This window comes from Bacteroidota bacterium (assembly GCA_016194975.1).
In the GTDB taxonomy this organism is placed as follows: domain Bacteria; phylum Bacteroidota; class Bacteroidia; order Palsa-965; family Palsa-965.
Genome location: JACQAM010000005.1, coordinates 83,996 through 104,926 on the forward strand (window position 1 = coordinate 83,996; position 20,931 = coordinate 104,926).

The following is a 20,931-nucleotide window of genomic DNA, read 5'->3' on the forward strand; positions in this document are numbered from 1 at the left end:
TGCTGTGCACAAAGAGCCGCCGGGATCACAAAAAAGTAAAAACAAAAAGAGATGAACTGATTTTTCATTCGGAGAATCCGTTCAGTTCTGTTTGAAAAGTGAATCCACAAATTCTGTCTTATTAAAAACCTGCAGGTCATCCATCTTCTCTCCCACCCCTATATATTTCACAGGAATTTTAAATTGATCAGAAATTCCTATCACCACTCCGCCCTTCGCTGTTCCGTCGAGTTTCGTTACAGCGATCGCAGTAACATCGGTAGCAGCTGTGAACTGTTTGCATTGCTCCACGGCGTTCTGTCCGGTAGAACCATCGAGAACGAGCAACACTTCGTGCGGTGCATCGGGAACAACTTTCTGCATCACCTTTTTTATTTTAGTGAGCTCATTCATCAGGTTCACTTTGTTATGCAATCGCCCTGCTGTGTCAATGATCACAACTTCCGCATTTTTTGCGACTGCAGAATTCAGCGTGTCGAATGCAACAGAAGCAGGGTCTGCGCCCATTCCCTGTGAAACGATACTCACATCCACACGTTGCGCCCAGATGTTGAGTTGATCTACTGCCGCTGCACGAAAAGTATCGGCAGCGCCGAGCATCACATTCTTTCCCGATCTTTTAAAAGCGTTCGCAAGTTTTCCGATCGTCGTGGTTTTTCCAACGCCATTCACACCCACTACCATAATCACGTACGGTTTTTTATTTTCAGGAACAGCAAAATCATCCATGTCGGCCGATTTATTTTCTGCAAGCAGCGCGGCTATTTCGTCTCGGAGAATTTTATTCAGTTCACCGGTGTTCACATATTTTTCTTTCGCCACTCGTTTTTCGATACGCGCAATGATCTTCTGCGTCGTTTCAACACCAACATCAGAAGTGATCAGGATCTCTTCCAGGTTTTCCAGTACCTCTTCATCGACCGAAGATTTTCCTGCAACCGCGCGCGCGATCTTCGAAAAGAAACTTTCCTTCGTCTTCGATAATCCTTTATCGAGGCTTTCTTTTTTTTCTTTACTGAAGAGTCCGAAAAATGCCATACGTAATGTACAATTTACAATGTACAATTCAGGAATGGAGAGTAAACGGAAAAAGAAAAGCTTCTCTCGGTGAAAGAAGCTTTCTCATTTATTTCCAATCGGAATTATTTTTTATCTGCAAGGAAATCCTTGATGTGATCATTATGCACAACTTCTTCTTTGAATGCATAAGCGCCGGTCTTCGCCGACTTCACCATTTTAATTACGCGGGTGAACTGTTTTCCTTCACCGGTTTTGAGGGTAGCAACAACTTTCTTAGCCATGACTTATTTTTTATGATTATTTGATCTCTTTATGGACCGTCATTTTTTTCAGGATCGGGTTGTATTTTTTCAACTCGATTCGGTCGGGAGAATTCTTCTTATTTTTTGTGGTAATGTAACGGGATGTTCCCGGTTTACCACTTTCCTTGTGTTCGGTACACTCAAGAATTACCTGTATGCGATTGCCTTTCTTAGCCATTGTTCATTCGTTTTTGTAACGGGAGGCAAAGGTAATGATTGAAGGAGGAAATACCAAGTGCCGGCACAATTTAGAATTTACAATTTACGATTTTACTTAAAACAATAAATATCAGTGATTTATATTGTTCATTTTGCATCATTAAGATAACTTGTCAAGGCCATCATTTTTTCTATCTCCTCCACCTTTTTAGGAACAGCTTCTGAAAGAACATCGGGAACTCCATTCGTGATGAGCACATCATCTTCGATCCGCACACCGATATTCCACCATTTCTTATCGCAGGGAGAACCTTCCGGAATATAAATTCCGGGTTCTACAGTGATGATATTATTTGCGACAAGCTTTCCTTCATAGTCTGCATCGTGAACGTCCAGCCCGATGTGATGCGAAGTTCCGTGCATGAAATACAGATCAAATTGTTCCGGCGAAGAAATTATCCCGAGTTTCATCAGTCCGTCCTGGATCACTTTCACTGCCGCCTTGTGCGGATCATGAAAATCATTTCCCGCCATACATTTTTTTATCCCGGCTTCCTGCGCCGCCAGAACAATTTCATAAATAAGTTTTTGTTCGGGAGAAAATTTTCCATTCACAGGAAGCGTGCGCGTCACGTCGGCAGAATAACCATGATATTCAGCACCGGCATCCACAACGATCAATTCATTCCCGGTGAATGCGCGCCTGTTGCTCGTATAGTGAAGTATGCATGAATTTTCTCCGGATCCGCAAATGCTGGGATAACCTTCGTATTCGGCGCCGCGCTTTTTGAATTCATATTCCACAATGGCCTGTACCTGGTATTCCGTCATGTCAGGTTGTAATGCTTTCATCAGTTCAATGTGTCCTGAATCGGTGATATCAATGGCACGTTTCAATAATTGTAATTCCGCCGGCTGTTTTACTTTGCGTAACTGCAGGAGCATGCCCGTTAATTGTTCGCCGCCTCTATTTCCATTAGAAGAAAGTTGTGCCTGAAAAGAATTCTCCATTTCACTTTGCGAACCTAATGGTTCATTTTTTTCAACACTCAAGTCGCGCAACGGAAGAGAAAGCACGTTCACGAATCTTTTCCAGCCGAAATTGAATTTTGAAAATTCTTTATCCGACAAAACGTTTTTAATTCCAAGAGTTTTCGAAGCTGCTTCCACACCCAGCATTCTGCCGGTCCATACTTCCTGCGCGGGATCGCGCTCCTGCACGAAAAGAATTTCATTGGTAATTATGGAATCGAATCGTTGCGGTTCTTTGAAGATTACCAATGCGGAATTCGGCTCCATATAACCACTGAGATAATACATATCGGGATCCTGGTGAAAATCGAATTCGACATCATTGGAGCGAATGAGTTCTTTATTTGAAAAAATAACTGCGGCAGAATTTTCCGGCATCAGTTTGCGTAATGCATCTCTTCTTCCCTTATGAAAATCGGCGCTCAGCAGATCGCTCTCGTAAGAATAATTACTGATCCTGGAAAAAGAAGAAAAGCAGAAGAGCAGGAAGAGCAACGCAGGAATGATGGCCGTTTTTTTCATTTTGTAATTATTGAGAATTAAAAATACAAAAACGCCACCTGTTTTTTCTGGTGGCGTTTTCAATGGTAAGTTAATGATACCGGCGGCAAAAAGCCGTTTTGTTTATTTCAGATATCCTTTTGCACGCGCACGTTTTACCGCTTCGGTGATCCCGATCTTATTGATGGTACGCAATCCGGAAGTGGAAACCTTTATGGTGATCCATTTCTTCTCGGATGGCAAATAGAATTTTTTCACCTGTAAGTTCGGCTGAAAAGTACGTTTGGTCTTACGGTTCGAGTGCGACACTTTGTTTCCAACAACCGTGTGCTTTCCTGTGATCTGGCAGACTTTCGACATGACTTCTTGTTTTTAAGGGAGGCAAATGTAGGGAATTAATGGAAATTCAGAAAATCGCACCCTCCAAATACTTCTCATTATAAAAAAACCAGTCATTCAAATTTATTGAAATAATGCCCCTTGTTTTATTGAGAAGAGTTTCAGTATTATTTAAAGTTATGTTATCTTTATTCTACACTGTCCCAATGAAATCTTACGAAGCAGAATTACTGAAACATTTCGGTGGTGTTCCGTTCGGAGCATCAACGGAGGTCATCGTTTCTGCCATGGGATCTCCTGAGGAAACCGAAAACCTCGATTCCGGTGATGGTACTTTAGCCCCTGTTTGGCACTATTGGTCTCGGGGGTTTTCACTTTTTTTCGACAATGAAGACGGAACCCGGTTCTGCTGTGTGGAAGCCGACAATTCCGTAATACTTAAAATGCTCGATACCCACGTCTTCAAACTCAATGAAGATGAACTGCGCCGCCTAATGAAAAAATATGGTTTTACGCAGATCGAAGAGGAACTCCATGAATGGGGAGAAAAACGGCTGACCTTCGATGAGGCCAATGTTGATTACTATTTTGAAAAAGGTATTATGGTGTCAATAAATTTCGGCGCTATGTTGTGATAAAATGCTCACTTTTGCAAAAACAATTTAAAAAACAATCATGCGCATTTTTCTGGTAGGCTTCATGGGAAGCGGCAAATCGACAACAGGTGAAGGTCTCGCGAAAGAACTCGGACTCAAATTCATCGATCTCGATAAAGAAATTGAAAAAAAATTCGGCAAAGACATAGCAGCGATCTTTTCCGGAGATGGAGAAAAACATTTCCGCGATCTCGAAAAACAAACGCTCAACGAACTCATCGAACAGGATGATTTCGTAATGGCTTGCGGTGGCGGAACGGCCTGCTTCGATGACAACATGGATAAAATGAATGAAGCCGGCGTTACCATTTACATGAAGATGAGTACCGATCATCTTACCGAACGCCTCGAACCACTCGTAGATTCACGCCCTCTTCTCAATGGAAAAAAAGGACACGAACTCTGGACTTTCGTTCACGAACTTCTCCAGGAACGCGAACCCGATTATCTCCGCGCCAAATACAAAGTGAAAGCGAAAGATCTCAAAGCAGAAGACCTTGCAGAATTTGTGCGACTCTACGAATTGGAAGAAAGCACGAACGAAGAGGAAGAATAATAATTGGTTCCTTATGTTGGATGTGTTGCTTATGTTGGATAGCGATTCCGATCAAACGTCAACGAACGTAACGAACCCAGGAAACCAGGCAACTTTTCAATGAGTACCTCCAAATCCGCCACCGACATCACCTTCAATAAAAACGAAGACACGCTCAAGCAGCTGATCTCCGCAATGGAGAAACGCTTTGAAAAAGCGTCACTCGGTGGTGGAAAAACGCGCATTGAAAAACAACACGAACAGGGAAAACTCACCGCACGCGAGCGCACCGATTATTTATTCGACAAAGATTCCCCACGAATTGAGATTGGCGCATTTGCCGGCGACGACATGTACAAAGAGTATGGCGGTTGTCCTTCCGGTGGCGTGGTGGTCATGCTCGGTTATGTGAACAAGAGAGAATGTATTGTTGTCGCAAATGATGCTACTGTAAAAGCCGGAGCATGGTTTCCCATCACCGGAAAAAAGAATCTTCGCGCACAGGAAATTGCAATGGAAAATCGCCTGCCCATTATTTATCTCGTGGACAGCGCCGGAGTTTTTCTTCCCATGCAGGATGAGATTTTTCCCGACAAAGAAAATTTCGGCAGAATTTTCCGCAACAACGCCATCATGTCGTCAGAAGGAATTCTGCAGATCGCAGCCATCATGGGTTCGTGCGTTGCGGGCGGCGCATACCTGCCCATCATGAGCGACGAAGCGATGATCGTCGATAAAACCGGAACAATCTTTCTCGCAGGTTCCTATCTCGTGAAAGCGGCTATCGGAGAAAATATTGACAATGAAACTTTAGGTGGAGCAACTACGCACTGCGAAATTTCCGGCGTCACCGATTATAAATGCAAAGACGATAAAGATTGCCTCGACCGCATCCGCAACATTATGGATAAGATCGGCACGTATGAAAAAGCCGGCTTCAGTCGTGTTAAAACACAACCTCCAAAACTGGATGAAAAAGAAATTCTCGGCATCATTCCCGATTCGCGCGAGAAACCTTACGATATGAACGAAATTATTCTCCGCCTCGTTGATGATTCTCAATTTGAAGAATACAAAGAACTCTACGGGCAATCCATCGTGTGCGGGCTTGCACGAATAGATGGATGGGCGGTTGGAATTGTAGCGAACCAGCGCAAAGTCGTGAAAAGTAAAAAAGGTGAAATGCAATTCGGTGGCGTCATCTATTCCGATTCGGCCGACAAAGCGGCGCGCTTCATCATGAACTGCAACCAGAAAAAAATTCCCCTTGTTTTTTTACAAGACGTAACCGGCTTCATGGTTGGTTCACGTTCCGAACAGGGAGGAATTATTAAAGACGGCGCGAAAATGGTAAATGCAATGAGCAATTCCGTAGTTCCGAAATTCACGATCATCATTGGCAATTCTTACGGCGCAGGAAATTATGCGATGTGCGGAAAAGCGTACGATCCTCGATTGATCGTAGCGTGGCCCACCGCGCAGATCGCGGTCATGGGCGGAGCGCAGGCAGCAAAAACTTTATTGCAGATCCAGGTGAGTACGCTCAAAGCGCAGGGAAAAGAAATTACGCCGGAAGATGAAAAAGCTTTACTCAACAAGATCACCGATCGTTACAATGCACAAACTTCTCCTTACTACGCCGCTGCAAGATTGTGGGTCGACGGAATTATTCATCCACTCGAAACACGCAAATGGATCTCCATGGGAATTGAAGCGGCCGATCACGCACCCATCTCGAAAAAATATAATGTGGGTGTGATTCAAACTTGAAATTCAAGATTGAATATTTTTTGTTGTTAAGATTCTATTCTCAAGGTACATTTCCGAGTGCTCTTAAATGAACCCATGTTGCGATCCGGAAAATATTTCATCCCCTTTACTTTCCTGCTTTTATTTTTTCCGCTTACATTTTTTTGCAGAGAATCACTAACGGAAATTGAAAACTTCGGCGACAATCCCGGAAATCTTGTTTGTTTCATTCATGTCCCCGACAGTATCCCTTCTCCTATTCCTGTTGTAGTTTCACTCCATGGTTGCGGCGAATCGGCGGCCGACTGCGCAAGACTTACGGAATGGAACAAACTCGCTGACAAATACGGTTTCATCGTTATTTATCCGCAACAGAAATTACTGAACAATCCCAATGGATGTTTTGACTGGTTCATGCCCGATGATCGCCAGCGTGGAAAAGGTGAGCCGGCTTCCATTGTGGAAATGGTAAATTATACAGAAACAAAATACAAGATCGATTCTACAAAAATTTTCGTCTCCGGACTTTCCGCAGGTGCAGCTATGGCCGATATTCTTCTCGCCACTTATCCTGATATTTTTTCGAAGGGCGCCATTTTCGCCGGTGGTGCTTATGGTCTTGTAAATAATGCGGGTGACGCAATTAGTGGAATGAGCGGCGGCATTCACAAAACTCCGGAGGAACTCGGCGATAAAGTGAGAAACGCAGATCATGGCTATCATGGAAATTATCCCGCCGTGATTATTTTTCAGGGAGAAAAAGATCTTGTCGTTGATCCTTCGAATGCAAATGAAATTGTAAAGCAGTGGGCCAACGTTCACGAAACAGATACCATCCCGGATAAAACCGACACCATGTTCAATAACAATCCACTGGTAACCAATAAAATTTATCTCGACTCTTCAGGAAAAACAGTTGTGAGTATTTTCACTTTCAAAAAAATGGGACATGCTATTCCCGTTGATCCCGGTAATGAACCCGGCCAGGGAGGAAAAACCGGAATGTTTGCGAAGGATGTGGATTTTTATTCCATTTATTATGCTGCAAAATTTTTCGGGCTGGTAAAATAATTCCGGAAATTTATTTTGTATGTCGTTTTGGAGCGGCGGCTGATGTGCAACAAATTCACACCTGTCCTGCTGCGCCCCGGATACCCGGGTCACATCAGGGCTAAAAAATTCCGTCCGGCTCATTAAATTTCCATTGTAACTTTTCCATGGAATTGCGTTATTCATGCAAATGCGGCGCACTCTGTTATTAATTCCCGTCCTCCTTTTACTTCTGAGTGCATTCTCACAAAAGCATCCCGACAAAGTGAGAAAGCAACCGAAGTTCAAACTCGTTCCGCCGGGAACAGTTTGGCTGCGCGATAGTGTTTTCATTGATGAAACTGAAATCAGGAATCTCGATTGGCTGGAATATCTTTATTGGACAAGCCGTGTCAGGAAAGAAAATTATGCTGCTCTTCTTCCTGACACACTCGTCTGGAAAAATTCATGCATCGATTCTTCTTTCAAAAATTACACACAATTCTATCTCCATCATCCCTCGTATAGAAATTGTCCCGTGGCTGGAATTTCATACGAGCAGGCAATTGCATTTTGTAAATGGAGAACAGATCGCGTAAATGAATATTACATGGTGAAGCTCGATCACTACGCATGGCCGCAGGCAGACTCGCTCACACATTACACGGAACGCGTGCGCTATCGCCTGCCCACGAAAGCAGAATGGGAATATGCCGCATCCGGCGGGCTCAACTCCGGAATGTATCCGTATGGTTTCGAAAATACTTATGACAAACGGAATATGGTTTGCAGTAACACCAAAGAGATGTATGACATGTTCCGCACGCACAAAGATGTTTTGTACAAAGTGAAAGGCGGAACTTCGGTCATGCTGCGCTATGGACCCACGCAGGAAGTTTATTCCGGCAAACCGAATTCATTCGGCATTTATAATTTGCTTGGAAATGTTTCTGAATTGATCGCCGACTCGGTTGTGAAAGGATACAACTATATCACTTATCTCGATGGAACTTATACCGGAAAAGACGCAATGTTCGAACCCCGGTATCCCGACTCGCTGAAAAAAGCATATTACAGAAATGATTATAAATATTATGGCCCGCAACCCTGGCTCGGATTCCGTTGCGTGTGCGAAGTGCTGCAATGAAAACCAGAATAATTTTCTCATCTCCTGAAGAGTCGTTGATCGAATTCGAATTTTTCTCTTTTCATAATTCTGATCGGGGAAAATTTCCGATGATAAGGATTCAATAAAAAATTGAAATCGCCAGGCACAACGGCAGAAGGAACTTTAAACACAGCATATTTATTTTCCCTGATGAATTTATTCCCGATCAACTGCGTAGATAAAGAATGTGGAAATTTTCTCCAGTCCTCAGGTAGATCTTTTTCGGAAAGGACTTTTATTTTTATTTGCAAAGGGATTTTTATCGTGACAATTTCATAGTCGGCCGGTACAATTCCCAATGGAAGATGAACCGCAAGTTCAGCGGTACAAAGTGATCGCGATTCGGAAGTGTAAACCATTTTTACGCCCCTGCTGTTCCATCTCCCACCGGTTTTTTCAGCGCCTGTTCCGGAAAGAAAATCAGGATAACGATTACTGCCCAGCCGGAAAACAATCATGCGAGTACGCCGTGTTCAATGCGCGAGAGTTCGTCTTTGATGAGGCTTATACCCACAGAACTTCCAAGTAAAGAGCGCGGAGATTTACCGCCAAGTGAAATATTAGCTGAACTCAGCCAGGTAAAATAATTTTCCTCGCTACCGAACACCCGCACGCCTTTATTGAAAAGCAATACAAGTTCCAGGATGCGTTCTGAATGCAATGGATCGAATTTGAGTTTGTATTTACGGTAACGGTGAAGCGTTCTTTCTGAAAGATGGAGAAAACCTGCCCAATCCTCTACGGAAAGCGGGATACGATGCGTGATCTGGTTGAAGATTCCATAGGTGATGCCCTGCTCAGCAAAGGTCATCAGGTTTTCCTGACTGAATGATTCGAGATCAGGAATTGAATAGGGCTTGGGTTTCTTTTTCATAATCTGACATTTGTCTCAAATTTATAGACATTTGTCATATTTTCCAAATCTTAATCAAAACAAATCATACCCTGTCAATGCCAGAGTCGGTTACTTTCCATGGTGATCCGAAATGTGCGATTGAGTTTTTGATTATTCTCTTACCATCTTCCCCCTGTACACCCTCCCGTTAGCCCATATCTCTGCAAAATATATTCCGGCCTCCTCTCCCCTCAAATCAATTTCAATAACTGAAGTATCCACGGAAATATTTTTTATTTGCTCCCCAAGAGAATTGTAGATCACAATTGTTGTTTCCCCATTTGTATTCCTGTGTATGAAAAATTTTCCATCGGAAGGATTAGGATAAATTTCAAATCCTGAATTTTCATTCTGATAACTATCGGGATTGAATTGTGTAAGTCCCGTTGAGACGGGATTTGTTTCCGCCAACCAGATCGTCATATTCATAATCAGCAATTGATGATTTCCTGCGGCATCAGAAAAATAGCCATTATATAAAACATCATTCACGTCGCCTGTTCCATCGTCACACGGTGAACTGTCTCCTATTGCTGCAAATTTTCCATTGCCGAATCTTCCGTACAGCGCCATTACATTCGTTGTTCCTGTTGTAGATGAAGAAGTTTTGTAGATCACACCTTTCGTTGTTGCATTGTCAGAATTGTTGATCGTAAAAGTTGTTCCGTTCGACCACTGCGCTTCTGTTACATTTCCCATAGGTCCGTGCAGAATGGAATCGCCGGGAAGAGTGGCGGCATTTGTTGTGATCTGCGAAAAATTCTGGAGATCGACACTGAATCCGAATGGATCATTCTGAACAGAATTATTGGTAAAAAGATCATTCCATATTCCGGGAGAATCCCATCCGTCGTTGTTGCGATCAGAAACTGTGTGATCAGAAATAATGAAAAGCCCTCCTCCATTCTGAACAAAATTCAGTAGCGCAGTTTTTTCTGAAGAACTGAAAACAATATTCGGTTCGCAGACGATGAACACTTTGTAATTCGAAAGATCCTGCGCATTGGAAGAATTTCCGTAAGAAATCGCTCCATTGTAAGGAAGTGTTTCCACCACGTAACTATGATTTGCACAATCGACTCCCCACGCAGACAGTGATCCGTTCCAGTAAGTCTCGGGTGTGCTCGCGTTTATGCCCGACTGCGCAGGTGTAGGAATAGTTTGCGGATTCGATTCGTTTCCCTGTCCAACTACTGCGGGCCCGCTGCTGAAACCGATGTTGTGCGTATCAGCATCCACTACCCAATCGGCATTACCGGCCATTTCTGCTTTCGTTGCATCGAAAAGAATTCTTACTGCCGCTTGTGAAAATACAGAACCGTAAAGCAGTGTGAATACAAGAAAGAAAAAATATTTTTTCATTGCTCAGCGTTGAATAATGAATTTTCCGTTTGCAATGTTACCTTCTTTTTCTTCGGCAATGAAATACATTCCATCCGGTAAAGACGCAACACCGGCGCTGAAAATTTCATCCGCACCATTCATCTCCATCACCAGTTGGCCGTTGGTATCATAAATTCTGATCTTCACGTTTCCCCCGAAAATATTTTTCACATTTATCATTTCTGAAGCCGGCACTGGAAAAACCGAAATTGAATTCAGGTCAATGGGTGCAGAAGAAAGACTGGTTGTAATACAAGACAACCCTAAACTTCCGCCAAGATCAGAAAAATTCATGTTGAATGACTGGTAATATTCATTGGCAATAAGTACGCTGTGCACGATCACCGTATTCTCATCATTCTTCGTATCGGCAGTCGCTGTCCAGTTGTGCGAACCGGTAAGCACCAGCGGATCGGAAGTGGAATCACATTCATCAACGATGAGAAATTTATTATGATAAAGAAAAGTTGCATTGGAATAAACTTCAAGCATACTGCCAAGCCCGGAATTCAGAATCGGGTAAGCAGAGTATGGTGTACTGTTTTGATCGATGATCCCGGCAGTGTAAACACCGGCCGACTGCCGCGCAACAATTGCATTGGCATCACTCGATTCAGTGAAAGTATAAACACCGAAGAAAAGAGAATTGTTCGCAGAATTGATCTTATTCAGGATCTGGTTATTCACTCCATCTGAAGGACTGAAATATAATTCGACTGTTCTTGTTCCAATTGTAAATGTATGCGGCGTATTATCGGTTTTGAAAGGGCCGAACCTGGAATTCGTGGTATTTGCAACCATCCCGGTGTCGCCCCACATTTCATTGAATTCAGTGGTGTATGCCGTAGCAAGATTTTTATCACGAATGATAATGACATTATTGTAATCGGAATTGATCTGCTGGTCATCCCAGTTGGTAGAGCCCGTCCAAACGATCGGGTCATCCACGTTGGAAGAATGCGCATCCACGATCATGAATTTATTATGCATGATATTATAAGATGCGCTGGTAGGACTTCCCAATTTAGGAATACCTGAATTCAGCAAAGAGAGTCCGCTGTTGGAAGAACTTCCATTGTATATCCAACGGATCTTCACACCACGAGCGTAAGCATTATTGATCGCCGTTGCAATATTTGAAATGGAAGCAGTTTGAATATAATTATACACAGCTATGTCGAGTGTGAATTTTGCGCGATTGATATATGCAATTAAAGTATCGTCGATCGTTTGATTCAGGTAAACAGCATTTATTCCGGAAGAAACAGCAGTATTCACCGGGTGATTGAAATAAACAGTGATCGTTCCCGTTGAATTTGAAACAACAGAATTCTGTAGCAAACGATAATCATCGAAAGAAACATTTCCCGCCGATTTTACATACGTAAAGCGAAGGTGATGTGCCGCGCTGCTCACATGATATTTAAATACAGTTCCGGTAGTTGGGATCGGCTGCACTTTGCCAATAGTATCCCACGCAAGACTGTCGGGGCTTTCAAGACACACCAGCATGCTCACTGCATCGGTTGACAAACCTTTCACCCAGAATTGAACGGTGTCTGCATTTGAGAATGGAGGCGTGTTGATCGTTGCGAGATTCACTCCGAACTTGTAGGCGTTCGGGCCGCTTGTTCCACAACTTGCAACAGAAGTATAATTTCCCTGGTAAGAAAAATTCCATCCGGCCGGAACCGTTGCAACAGTACCCAGATAATTCGTGAAATCTTCCTGCTCAAGAATGAGCTGCGAAAACATTCCACAGGGAAATAACAAAAGGAAAAAAATAAATAGCCTGCTCATGGGAAACTTTATTAATTAAGGGCAGCAGGAATTACCGTAAAGTTACTGCAAAAAATAAAAGGCAACAAGTATTTAACAAATGGATAGCGGTTAATTTCCAGAGGTGTTCTTTTATTTCGCTTGCAGCATAAAATTCCATAGGCCGGCAGACGAATCAAAAAATAAAAATTATCCGTGCGATAAACTATCTTAGTGAAATGATGCGTCTCGTAGTGCCTGTTTATGTTCACACTATTTTTGAAGTTGCTGCTTTCGTGACTGGTTTCCGTTATTATTTATACCTCAGAAAAAAATCCATCGATCCGGTCAAAGAAACAAATCGTATATGGATAATTGTTGGTGCAACCGCCGGCGCTCTTCTTGGTTCGAGAATACTTGGAGCACTTGAGGATCCTTCATGGATGGCGCACCCGGGCTGGAAAAATATTTTCATTGCATTCAACAACAAAACAATTGTCGGTGGATTATTCGGTGGCACATTGGCGGTGGAGTTGACCAAAATAATTCTCGGAGAAAAAAAACGTTCCGGCGACCTTTTCGTTTTCCCGATCCTGCTTGCACTTATCATTGGACGGATCGGGTGTTTGCTTACTGCACTCAACGATCATACGGCAGGAATTTCTACTACGCTGCCATGGGGAATTGATTATGGCGACGGGATTTCCCGTCATCCTCTTCCCTTTTATGAAATTATTTTTCTCTCCGTAACATTTTTTGTGTTGCGGAAAATAAATGAAAAGTACACCTTAGCGAATGGTTCTCTTTTCCAACTGATGATGGTTGCTTATTTTATTTTTAGGTTCTTCAATGAATACTTGAAGGATGATCATTTGTATCCGTGGAAACTCAGCACCATTCAAACGGCTTGTGTACTCGGACTTTTGTATTATGCGAAAGTTTTCATCCGGCCCGGACATCTGCTGAAACAATATGCCTGAAAGACCTTATACTTATTTCGATTTCACGCTCAGTCTCTGCCCGCATTGCCTGAAACGTGTTGATGCAAAAATAGTTTTCGAAGAGGAACTTGTTTTCATGCTGAAGCGATGCCCGGAACACGGGCACCAGAAAGTTTTAATTGCAACAGAAAAAGAATATTACCGGCTGGCGAGAAATTATATGAAACCATCTGAAATGCCTCTTGTGTTCAACACGCGCACGCATTACGGATGCCCGTACGATTGCGGATTGTGTCCCGATCATGAACAGCATTCCTGTCTTACGCTGGTGGAAATCACAGATCGTTGCAATCTCACTTGCCCAACGTGTTACTCAGAATCATCGCCGCATCACGGACGTCATCGTTCGCTTGAAGAAGTGGAAAAGATGTTTGATGCGGTTGTACGCAATGAAGGACGACCCGACATCATCCAGATCAGCGGAGGAGAACCGACCATTCATCCGCAGTTTTTCGAAATTCTCGATATGGCGAAAACAAAACCGGTCCGTCATCTCATGTTGAACACGAATGGAATCCGCATTGCGAAAGAAGAAGAATTTGTAAAACGCCTTGCGGAATACATGCCCGATTTTGAAATTTATCTTCAATTCGATTCTTTTCGCCCTGATGTATTGAAAAAATTGCGCGGAAAAGACCTGACGGATGTGCGAACAAAAGCGCTGGAGCATCTCAACAAATACGATCTGAATACAACACTCGTGGTCACTCTTGAAAAAGGATTGAACATGGATGAGATCGGGAAGATCATTGAATTTGCTATTGAGCAGCCCTGTGTTCGCGGTGTGACTTTTCAGCCCACGCAAATTGCCGGCCGGTTGGAAAATTTCGATCCGGAAAAAAACCGCACGACGCTGACGGAAGTGAGAAGAGAAATATTGAATCAATCGGAAATTTTTTCTGAAAAAGATCTTATTCCTGTCCCGTGCAATCCCGATGCGCTCGCAATGGGCTACGCGCTGAAGATGGATGGTAATATTTTTCCATTGACACGATTCATTGATCCCGATCAATTGCTGGATAATTCGCAAAACACGATCGTGTATGAGCAGGACGAAAAATTACATGAACATGTTCTCCGTCTTTTCAGCACTGCTCATTCTCCGTCTTCTGCAACTGAAGAATTGAAATCGCTGCTCTGTTGCCTCCCGCAGATCAAAGCGCCGGGGCTGACCTACAAAAATTTATTCCGCGTTATTATCATGCAGTTCATTGATGCGTGGAATTTCGATGTACGTGCAATTAAAAAATCATGTGTGCACATTGTGAATGGCGAAGGAAAAATAATTCCGTTCGAAACGATGAATCTTTTTTATCGTGAGCAACACAAACATAAACTCGATGAATTACGGAACGCAACAACCGCCGTCACCTGAAAATAAAAGCAAGACGATCTGGAAAGTCCTGCGTGTTCAATTGACGATCTTTGCCGCGTACCAGATTTTAATTGGATTTCTTTCCATCGGCTCCGGCACCTACGATATTTTATTCAAAGACATGGCTCCCCTGCTTATTCACGAATTGGTTTTACTCATTCTTATGATCCTCAGTTTTTCGAAAAAACAGGAAGGCGCCGGATACGGTTATCTCCTCTCCCTCATCATTGTAATGGTTGTAGGATTTGGTTCATGCTGTTATTTGAGCAGCGTATTAAGTCAATGAGGAATGTCCTAAATTCACATAATGAAAAGGACAACATTTAAAATTCTTATTTCGCAACTCGGGATCTTCCTCGGTTACTACCTGCTTTTTTACCGGCTGCACTTATCCTTCCTTCTGATCTTTGCATTTGCACTTCACATCAGCGTTTTATTTTTTTTATCGATCAGAAACTGGAAAAAGAAAAATGAAGCAAGAGCATTCGGTTTTATGATCCCGCTACTACTCGTACTTATCATTGGTGCCGGAAGCTGCGAAGGAATGTTTGCGGAAATGACCAATGGTGTGGCAGAAAATATTTCAGATGGAATATTTGAACACCGTGCGCATAAGAATGAAAAAATATACTTCAAGCACTTTTCGAAAAAAGAAAAACGAAAAATGAAAGAAGACTCCACGCGCATTGCAGATTCCATTGCGCGCTCGCAGGTGTGAGAATAATTTCAATCACAAAAAAATTTCTGAATTTTCAGCTTTTCATTATTCATTCCTGAGTCTTCCGCAATAAATAATTATCTTTGTAATACACAACAAAAAACCTGCGTTGTAAGCAGGGAAAACAAATGATAAACATTACTCTACCCGACGGTGCCGTTCGTCAATATAAAGAAGGCACCACAGCGCTCGAAGTAGCGCAATCCATTTCAGAAGGTCTTGCAAGAAATGTTCTCAGCGCCAGGATCAATGGCGAAATTCGGGATGCAACACGGCCGATCCATTCCGATGCGAAGTTGCAATTGCTCACCTGGAATGATGTGGATGGAAAAGAAACCATGTGGCATTCGTCGGCGCATTTGATGGCAGAAGCGCTCGAAGCATTGTATCCCGGCGTGAAATTCGGAATTGGCCCTCCAATAGAAAACGGATTTTATTATGACGTGGATCTCGGTGGGCAACAAATGTCGTCTGACGATTTTGCAAAGATCGAGAAGAAAATTCTTGAACTCGCGCAACAGAAAAATGCTTACGTGCGCAAAGAAGTGAGTAAAGCCGATGCTGAAAAATATTTCACAGAGAAAGGTGATGAGTATAAACTCGATCTTATCAAGGATCTCGAAGACGGAAAAATTACTTTTTACACGCAGGGAAATTTCACCGATCTCTGCCGTGGCCCTCACATCCCGAATACAGGATTCATAAAAGCAGTGAAGCTTCTCAATCTCGCGGGCGCATACTGGCGCGGCGACGAAACAAAAAAACAACTCACGCGCATTTACGGGATCACTTTTCCGAAGCAGAAAGAGCTTGATGAATATCTTGTTCTCCTCGAAGAAGCAAAGAAACGCGATCACCGCAAACTCGGACGCGAACTTGAACTTTTTACTTTTTCGGAAAAAGTCGGGATGGGTTTGCCGCTCTGGCTTCCGAATGGAACTGCATTGCGTGAACGTCTTCAGAATTTTCTGCAGAAAGCGCAAATGAAAGCAGGATATGTTCAGGTGATCACTCCGCACATTGGCCACAAAAATCTTTATATCACTTCCGGCCATTATGAGAAATACGGTAAAGATTCTTTTCAGCCCATTCGCACACCGCAGGAAGGAGAAGAATTTTTTCTCAAACCGATGAATTGTCCGCATCACTGCGAAATTTATAAAAGCAAACCGCGTTCGTACAAAGATCTCCCTGTTCGCCTGGCTGAATTCGGAACCGTTTACCGCTATGAGCAGCACGGAGAATTGCACGGACTCACGCGTGTGCGCGGATTCACGCAGGATGATGCGCATTTATTCTGCCGTCCCGACCAGGTGAGAGAAGAATTCTGCAAAGTGATCGATCTTGTACTTCTTGTTTTCCGTGCGCTTGAATTTACCGATTACACAGCGCAAATTTCTCTCCGTGATAAAACAGATCGTTCAAAATACATTGGCTCCGATGAGAACTGGAATAAAGCAGAACAGGCGATCATAGAAGCGGCAGATGAAAAAAAACTGAAGACCGTGGTGGAATACGGTGAAGCGGCTTTCTATGGGCCAAAACTTGATTTCATGGTGCGTGATGCTATCGGGAGAAAATGGCAATTGGGAACCATACAGGTTGATTATAATTTGCCGGAACGATTCGAACTCGAATACACCGGCGCCGATAATCAGAAGCATCGCCCTGTAATGATCCATCGTGCTCCTTTCGGATCGATGGAACGTTTTGTTGCAGTTCTCATTGAGCATTGTGCCGGAAAATTTCCATTGTGGCTGACACCCGAACAGGTGGCTGTTCTTCCTATAAGCGACAAGTACAATGAGTATGCTGAAAAAATAAAAGAGCAACTGAAAAATTCCGATATTCGTGCCTTCGTTGATGATCGCAGCGAAAAGATCGGGAAAAAAATACGCGATACTGAATTGAAAAAAGTTCCTTACATGCTTATCGCGGGCGAAAAAGAAATGGCAGATGGAACAGTTTCCGTTCGCAAACAGGGCGAAGGTGATAAAGGTTCGATGCCGCTTTCCGATTTTGCTGAGCTCGTCAACATGGAAGTGAAACACAAACTTGATTCTTTGAATTCATAAAATCTACTGGCGCGGTATTCGTACGATCCGCGTTTTGAAGATTCATAACAATTCGAATTTCGTACGCAACTAAAACAGGAGGTTAAAATCGCAACTCCATACAGAGGCAATCGCCCATCATTCCCGCCCCGACCCGGCGGAACAGCATCGCGGCCACCATTCAATCGCGGACCGCGCGGACCACGAATCAAAGAAGAATTACACCGCATCAATGAAAAGATCCGTGATGTAGCAGAAGTACGTGTAGTAGGTGAAGGAATCGAATCGGGGGTCTATTCCATTTCAAAAGCGCTGGATCTCGCAAAAGAATTCGGTCTCGATCTTGTTGAGATCGTTCCTTCTGCCACTCCGCCGGTATGCCGCGTAGTGGATTACAAAAAATTCCTCTACGAGCAGAAGAAAAAACAGAAAGAGATCAAATCAAAAGCGCAGAAAGTTATTGTGAAAGAGATCCGTTTCGGCCCGCATACTGATGATCATGATTTCAATTTCAAAAGAAATCACGCAATAAAATTCCTGGAACAGGGAGCAAAAGTGAAAGCTTATGTAATGTTCAGAGGCCGCTCTATCGTTTTCAAAGAACAGGGAGAGATACTGCTGCTGCGTTTTGCACAGGAACTGGAAGAATTCGGAAAAGTAGAACAACTTCCCGCACTCGAAGGAAAACGAATGCAGATGTTGCTTACTCCTAAAAAGAAAAAATAAGAGCATCTCTAATAACTTCGAACTGCTGCGTTTTTAGAGATGCCCATAATATCAGTCGTTAATCAATTGTCATTGGTTGTTGGTTTTGGGTAACGCGTTATTCCCAATGACTAATGGCCAATGATTTTTTTATGCAGTTACCAAAAACATACAGCGAAAAGATGAAGAATCTCCTCGGCAATGAATTTGCTGATTGGGAAAAAACTTTTTCTTCGCCCGCGCCGGTAAGCATACGCGTGAATCCATTCAAGTGGAAAACTAATTTTCCTTCTGAAAAAGTACAGTGGGCCACCGGTGGATTCTACCTGCCGAAGCGTCCTTCCTTTACGCGTGATCCGTTTTTTCACGCAGGATTTTATTATGTGCAGGAAGCAAGTTCCATGGGAATTGAACAGGCGCTTCACCAGCATGTGGACCTGGGAAAAAATATTCACGTGCTTGATCTCTGTGCTGCTCCCGGCGGAAAATCCACACATCTGTCTTCGCTCATTACAGAAAACAGTTTGCTCGTGAGTAACGAGGTGATCCGCGCGCGTGCGCATGTGCTCTCCGAAAATCTCATCAAATGGGGACGCGATAATTTTTTAGTGACCAATAATGATCCTGACCATTTCCGGGAGATTCCCGGATTCTTTGATGTGATGCTTGCCGATGTTCCCTGTTCGGGCGAAGGATTATTCCGGCGCGATCCTGATGCTGCTAAAGAATGGTCGCCGCCTGCTGTGGAATTGTGTTCGATGCGGCAGCGGAGAATTATTCTTGATGCATGGCCTGCGCTGAAAGAAAACGGAATTCTTATTTACAGTACATGTAGTTTCAACGAAGAAGAGAATGAAAAAAATATTGCGTGGCTCAAAGAAAAAATAAATTTCGAAAGCCTTTCCCTGCAGTTACCGGAAGAATGGCGGATCACTGAAACTTTTCATAACGGGATATACGGTTATCGTTTTTTTCCACATCGGTTGAAAGGAGAAGGATTTTTCATGAGCGTTCTTCAGAAAAAGGACCGGCCGGAAAAAAATCCGGGAAAACTGAAAGAAGGATTATCATTTGCAAATAATCGTGAAAAAGACCTGGTGAAAAATTTTGTAGCCGATCCTACTAAATTTGATTTCTTCAGCCACAATGGAAGGATGATCCTGTTCAGAAAAAATATTTCATCAGACATGCAAACGATCTTCCGGAAAATGAATATTGTTCACGCCGGATTACCGGTCGCTGAAATGCAGAAAGGAGCAAAACCCACGCACGAGGTGGCCCTGTCAACAGAATTGAATCGCAAAAATTTTCGCGAACTTATGCTTTCGAAAGAAGATGCTTTGAAATTTCTCGCGAAACAGGAATTGAAATTTTCAGAAAATGAAACCGGTATCGTACTCGCAACTTATAAAGGAGTTCCACTGGGCTGGCTGAATCTTCTGGAAAATCGTGCGAATAACCTGTATCCGAAGGAATGGAGGATCAGGAACCTTTGAAATAAATTCGCTTTTGATTTCGGAATAAATTAATTTTACAATTCAAACTTTAATCCCATGAAAAAAAATCTACTTCACTCCACTGCTATTCTTTTAACGGCAATAATTTTTATTCCTCAGAATTTTTATGCGCAGGCGACGCTCATCAGCCAGTTGGATTTCAGCGGCAATTTCTCGGATGTTTATTCCAATGCAACTGCTTCCGCCTTCAATGCTTCTGTCAATTCATTTTCTGCTACTACATGGTCGTGGACAGCGGACGCATCCGTTACCGGCGGCGGCGTACGAGTCACGATTCCCGATGCGGTTTTTACAGAAAATGATTATTCAATTGCAGTAACTTTTCAATTTGCTGATGTGAGTGGCTACCGGAAGATCATTGATTTTTTCGATCGTGGTTCCGACCAGGGATTTTATATTTTTTCGGGCGATCTCGATCTCTATTCTTCCGGAACATTTGGTTCAACAGTACTGAGTCCGAATACCGATTACACCGTTCTCATGACGCGGAATATGGCCAATGATTCTGTGAACGCTTATCTCTTTTCTTCCAGTACACTTTTCCGTCAATCTTATGGCGTAGATCCAACACAGAATTATGTTGCAAAATTGAGCGGTGCCGATCGCGTACTCGGATTTTTTTATGATGATAGCATTACGAGAACAGAATATACTTCAAGCGGAATCGTGGACCAGATACGGATCTGGAATGGAATTGTGAATCTCAATGATGTCATGACCGGAACTATTTCTGAAAATGCACTTCCATCATTTAATATTTATCCTGTTCCTGCTGAGCATTCGATCAACATCAGTTTTCCAATGGAAGAAAGCGGCCTTCTCGAAATATTCGATGTTACCGGCAACCTGGTGAAGAGTGAATCGATGGAAGGAAAAGAAAATTTTTCCATGAATATTGATGGGTTAGATCCGGGAATGTACCTGGTGCGGATCAATGGGATTTGCAGAAGGTTTATAAAAGAGTAAACTGCCCCTTTTCAGATTTTTCTTACCTTTGCGCCCCTGCCGGAACGAACCGGTTGGTTAAATAAAACA

At 43.1% G+C, this 20,931-nt stretch carries 22 protein-coding genes; 13 read left to right on the plus strand and 9 right to left on the minus strand.

The window, feature by feature from the left end; translation table 11 throughout:
- Positions 1 to 81 precede the first annotated feature (81 nt).
- From ftsY to HY064_03365, 5 genes are all read right to left on the minus strand, one after another.
- A complete protein-coding gene (gene ftsY / locus HY064_03345) occupies positions 82 to 1,038 on the minus strand; it encodes a signal recognition particle-docking protein FtsY (protein ID MBI3509673.1) in 957 nt (318 codons plus the stop codon).
- Between the two features lie 104 nt (positions 1,039 to 1,142).
- A complete protein-coding gene (locus HY064_03350; GenBank protein ID MBI3509674.1) occupies positions 1,143 to 1,301 on the minus strand; it encodes a DUF4295 domain-containing protein in 159 nt (52 codons plus the stop codon).
- A 16-nt stretch (positions 1,302 to 1,317) separates the two neighbouring features.
- A complete protein-coding gene (gene rpmG, locus HY064_03355; GenBank protein MBI3509675.1) occupies positions 1,318 to 1,500 on the minus strand; it encodes a 50S ribosomal protein L33 in 183 nt (60 codons plus the stop codon).
- A 128-nt stretch (positions 1,501 to 1,628) separates the two neighbouring features.
- A complete protein-coding gene (locus tag HY064_03360) occupies positions 1,629 to 3,035 on the minus strand; it encodes an aminopeptidase P family protein (protein ID MBI3509676.1) in 1,407 nt (468 codons plus the stop codon).
- Between the two features lie 102 nt (positions 3,036 to 3,137).
- Complete coding sequence (locus HY064_03365) at positions 3,138 to 3,374, minus strand: 50S ribosomal protein L28 (GenBank protein MBI3509677.1); 237 nt, start codon at positions 3,372 to 3,374, stop codon at positions 3,138 to 3,140.
- A 185-nt stretch (positions 3,375 to 3,559) separates the two neighbouring features.
- On the opposite strand from HY064_03365, the gene HY064_03370 reads away from it, so the two are divergent.
- The 5 genes from HY064_03370 to HY064_03390 all read left to right on the plus strand — a co-directional run bounded on the left by HY064_03370 (position 3,560) and on the right by HY064_03390 (position 8,469).
- Complete coding sequence (locus tag HY064_03370) at positions 3,560 to 3,988, plus strand: hypothetical protein (GenBank protein MBI3509678.1); 429 nt, start codon at positions 3,560 to 3,562, stop codon at positions 3,986 to 3,988.
- Positions 3,989 to 4,028: 40 nt separating this feature from the next.
- Entirely contained in the window at positions 4,029 to 4,565 is a 537-nt protein-coding gene (locus tag HY064_03375; GenBank protein MBI3509679.1) for a shikimate kinase, read from the plus strand.
- 99 nt (positions 4,566 to 4,664) lie between these two features.
- Positions 4,665 to 6,314 (plus strand): acyl-CoA carboxylase subunit beta, encoded by a 1,650-nt coding sequence (locus tag HY064_03380; protein MBI3509680.1) that lies wholly within the window; start codon positions 4,665 to 4,667, stop codon positions 6,312 to 6,314.
- 75 nt (positions 6,315 to 6,389) lie between these two features.
- The gene (locus HY064_03385) at positions 6,390 to 7,364 is read left to right on the plus strand and encodes a PHB depolymerase family esterase (protein MBI3509681.1); all 975 of its coding nucleotides are present in this window, start codon (positions 6,390 to 6,392) and stop codon (positions 7,362 to 7,364) included.
- A 169-nt stretch (positions 7,365 to 7,533) separates the two neighbouring features.
- Positions 7,534 to 8,469: an SUMF1/EgtB/PvdO family nonheme iron enzyme gene (locus HY064_03390; protein ID MBI3509682.1), complete on the plus strand. Its 936-nt coding sequence runs from the start codon at positions 7,534 to 7,536 to the stop codon at positions 8,467 to 8,469.
- A 17-nt stretch (positions 8,470 to 8,486) separates the two neighbouring features.
- On the opposite strand, the gene HY064_03395 is transcribed toward HY064_03390, so the two are convergent.
- The 4 genes from HY064_03395 to HY064_03410 all read right to left on the minus strand — a co-directional run bounded on the left by HY064_03395 (position 8,487) and on the right by HY064_03410 (position 12,523).
- On the minus strand, positions 8,487 to 8,948 hold the full coding sequence (locus HY064_03395; GenBank protein ID MBI3509683.1) for an RES family NAD+ phosphorylase: 462 nt from the start codon (positions 8,946 to 8,948) through the stop codon (positions 8,487 to 8,489).
- Positions 8,945 to 9,364 carry a DUF2384 domain-containing protein gene (locus HY064_03400; protein MBI3509684.1) on the minus strand — a complete coding sequence of 140 codons (420 nt, stop codon included), beginning with the start codon at positions 9,362 to 9,364 and terminating at the stop codon, positions 8,945 to 8,947. Before HY064_03400 ends, HY064_03395 begins: the two co-directional genes overlap by 4 nt.
- Before the next feature lie 132 nt (positions 9,365 to 9,496).
- On the minus strand, positions 9,497 to 10,747 hold the full coding sequence (locus tag HY064_03405; GenBank protein MBI3509685.1) for a T9SS type A sorting domain-containing protein: 1,251 nt from the start codon (positions 10,745 to 10,747) through the stop codon (positions 9,497 to 9,499).
- 3 nt (positions 10,748 to 10,750) lie between these two features.
- Positions 10,751 to 12,523 carry a T9SS type A sorting domain-containing protein gene (locus tag HY064_03410; protein ID MBI3509686.1) on the minus strand — a complete coding sequence of 591 codons (1,773 nt, stop codon included), beginning with the start codon at positions 12,521 to 12,523 and terminating at the stop codon, positions 10,751 to 10,753.
- Positions 12,524 to 12,765: 242 nt separating this feature from the next.
- On the opposite strand from HY064_03410, the gene HY064_03415 reads away from it, so the two are divergent.
- The 8 genes from HY064_03415 (at position 12,766) to HY064_03450 (ending at position 20,862) form a co-directional block, all read left to right on the plus strand.
- On the plus strand, positions 12,766 to 13,506 hold the full coding sequence (locus tag HY064_03415) for a prolipoprotein diacylglyceryl transferase (GenBank protein ID MBI3509687.1): 741 nt from the start codon (positions 12,766 to 12,768) through the stop codon (positions 13,504 to 13,506).
- A complete protein-coding gene (locus HY064_03420) occupies positions 13,499 to 14,902 on the plus strand; it encodes a radical SAM protein (GenBank protein MBI3509688.1) in 1,404 nt (467 codons plus the stop codon). Before HY064_03415 ends, HY064_03420 begins: the two co-directional genes overlap by 8 nt.
- Positions 14,868 to 15,188 carry a hypothetical protein gene (locus HY064_03425; protein ID MBI3509689.1) on the plus strand — a complete coding sequence of 107 codons (321 nt, stop codon included), beginning with the start codon at positions 14,868 to 14,870 and terminating at the stop codon, positions 15,186 to 15,188. The genes HY064_03420 and HY064_03425 overlap by 35 nt, the downstream gene beginning before the upstream one ends.
- Positions 15,189 to 15,209: 21 nt before the next feature.
- Positions 15,210 to 15,620, plus strand: a complete 411-nt coding sequence (locus HY064_03430) for a hypothetical protein (protein MBI3509690.1) — start codon at positions 15,210 to 15,212, stop codon at positions 15,618 to 15,620.
- Between the two features lie 128 nt (positions 15,621 to 15,748).
- Positions 15,749 to 17,695, plus strand: a complete 1,947-nt coding sequence (gene thrS / locus HY064_03435; protein ID MBI3509691.1) for a threonine--tRNA ligase — start codon at positions 15,749 to 15,751, stop codon at positions 17,693 to 17,695.
- Between the two features lie 186 nt (positions 17,696 to 17,881).
- On the plus strand, positions 17,882 to 18,400 hold the full coding sequence (locus HY064_03440) for a translation initiation factor IF-3 (GenBank protein ID MBI3509692.1): 519 nt from the start codon (positions 17,882 to 17,884) through the stop codon (positions 18,398 to 18,400).
- Between the two features lie 161 nt (positions 18,401 to 18,561).
- Positions 18,562 to 19,875: an rRNA methyltransferase gene (locus tag HY064_03445; GenBank protein ID MBI3509693.1), complete on the plus strand. Its 1,314-nt coding sequence runs from the start codon at positions 18,562 to 18,564 to the stop codon at positions 19,873 to 19,875.
- Positions 19,876 to 19,932: 57 nt separating this feature from the next.
- Positions 19,933 to 20,862 carry a T9SS type A sorting domain-containing protein gene (locus tag HY064_03450; protein MBI3509694.1) on the plus strand — a complete coding sequence of 310 codons (930 nt, stop codon included), beginning with the start codon at positions 19,933 to 19,935 and terminating at the stop codon, positions 20,860 to 20,862.
- Positions 20,863 to 20,931 lie beyond the last annotated feature (69 nt).

What these genes read in the sequence shown, in the direction of transcription:
- HY064_03410 (MBI3509686.1), bottom strand. Translation starts at nt 12,523, where the DNA reads ATGTTTTCGCAGCTCATTCTTGAGCAGGAAGATTTCACGAATTATCTG.
- HY064_03400 (MBI3509684.1), bottom strand. Translation starts at nt 9,364, where the DNA reads ATGAAAAAGAAACCCAAGCCCTATTCAATTCCTGATCTCGAATCATTC.
- HY064_03375 (MBI3509679.1), top strand. Translation starts at nt 4,029, where the DNA reads ATGCGCATTTTTCTGGTAGGCTTCATGGGAAGCGGCAAATCGACAACA.
- HY064_03405 (MBI3509685.1), bottom strand. Translation starts at nt 10,747, where the DNA reads ATGAAAAAATATTTTTTCTTTCTTGTATTCACACTGCTTTACGGTTCT.
- HY064_03360 (MBI3509676.1), bottom strand. Translation starts at nt 3,035, where the DNA reads ATGAAAAAAACGGCCATCATTCCTGCGTTGCTCTTCCTGCTCTTCTGC.
- HY064_03365 (MBI3509677.1), bottom strand. Translation starts at nt 3,374, where the DNA reads ATGTCGAAAGTCTGCCAGATCACAGGAAAGCACACGGTTGTTGGAAAC.
- HY064_03370 (MBI3509678.1), top strand. Translation starts at nt 3,560, where the DNA reads ATGAAATCTTACGAAGCAGAATTACTGAAACATTTCGGTGGTGTTCCG.
- HY064_03395 (MBI3509683.1), bottom strand. Translation starts at nt 8,948, where the DNA reads ATGATTGTTTTCCGGCTGGGCAGTAATCGTTATCCTGATTTTCTTTCC.
- HY064_03380 (MBI3509680.1), top strand. Translation starts at nt 4,665, where the DNA reads ATGAGTACCTCCAAATCCGCCACCGACATCACCTTCAATAAAAACGAA.
- HY064_03450 (MBI3509694.1), top strand. Translation starts at nt 19,933, where the DNA reads ATGAAAAAAAATCTACTTCACTCCACTGCTATTCTTTTAACGGCAATA.
- HY064_03385 (MBI3509681.1), top strand. Translation starts at nt 6,390, where the DNA reads ATGTTGCGATCCGGAAAATATTTCATCCCCTTTACTTTCCTGCTTTTA.
- HY064_03390 (MBI3509682.1), top strand. Translation starts at nt 7,534, where the DNA reads ATGCGGCGCACTCTGTTATTAATTCCCGTCCTCCTTTTACTTCTGAGT.
- HY064_03350 (MBI3509674.1), bottom strand. Translation starts at nt 1,301, where the DNA reads ATGGCTAAGAAAGTTGTTGCTACCCTCAAAACCGGTGAAGGAAAACAG.
- thrS (MBI3509691.1), top strand. Translation starts at nt 15,749, where the DNA reads ATGATAAACATTACTCTACCCGACGGTGCCGTTCGTCAATATAAAGAA.
- HY064_03430 (MBI3509690.1), top strand. Translation starts at nt 15,210, where the DNA reads ATGAAAAGGACAACATTTAAAATTCTTATTTCGCAACTCGGGATCTTC.
- HY064_03445 (MBI3509693.1), top strand. Translation starts at nt 18,562, where the DNA reads ATGAAGAATCTCCTCGGCAATGAATTTGCTGATTGGGAAAAAACTTTT.
- HY064_03415 (MBI3509687.1), top strand. Translation starts at nt 12,766, where the DNA reads ATGATGCGTCTCGTAGTGCCTGTTTATGTTCACACTATTTTTGAAGTT.
- rpmG (MBI3509675.1), bottom strand. Translation starts at nt 1,500, where the DNA reads ATGGCTAAGAAAGGCAATCGCATACAGGTAATTCTTGAGTGTACCGAA.
- HY064_03425 (MBI3509689.1), top strand. Translation starts at nt 14,868, where the DNA reads ATGAATTACGGAACGCAACAACCGCCGTCACCTGAAAATAAAAGCAAG.
- ftsY (MBI3509673.1), bottom strand. Translation starts at nt 1,038, where the DNA reads ATGGCATTTTTCGGACTCTTCAGTAAAGAAAAAAAAGAAAGCCTCGAT.
- HY064_03420 (MBI3509688.1), top strand. Translation starts at nt 13,499, where the DNA reads ATGCCTGAAAGACCTTATACTTATTTCGATTTCACGCTCAGTCTCTGC.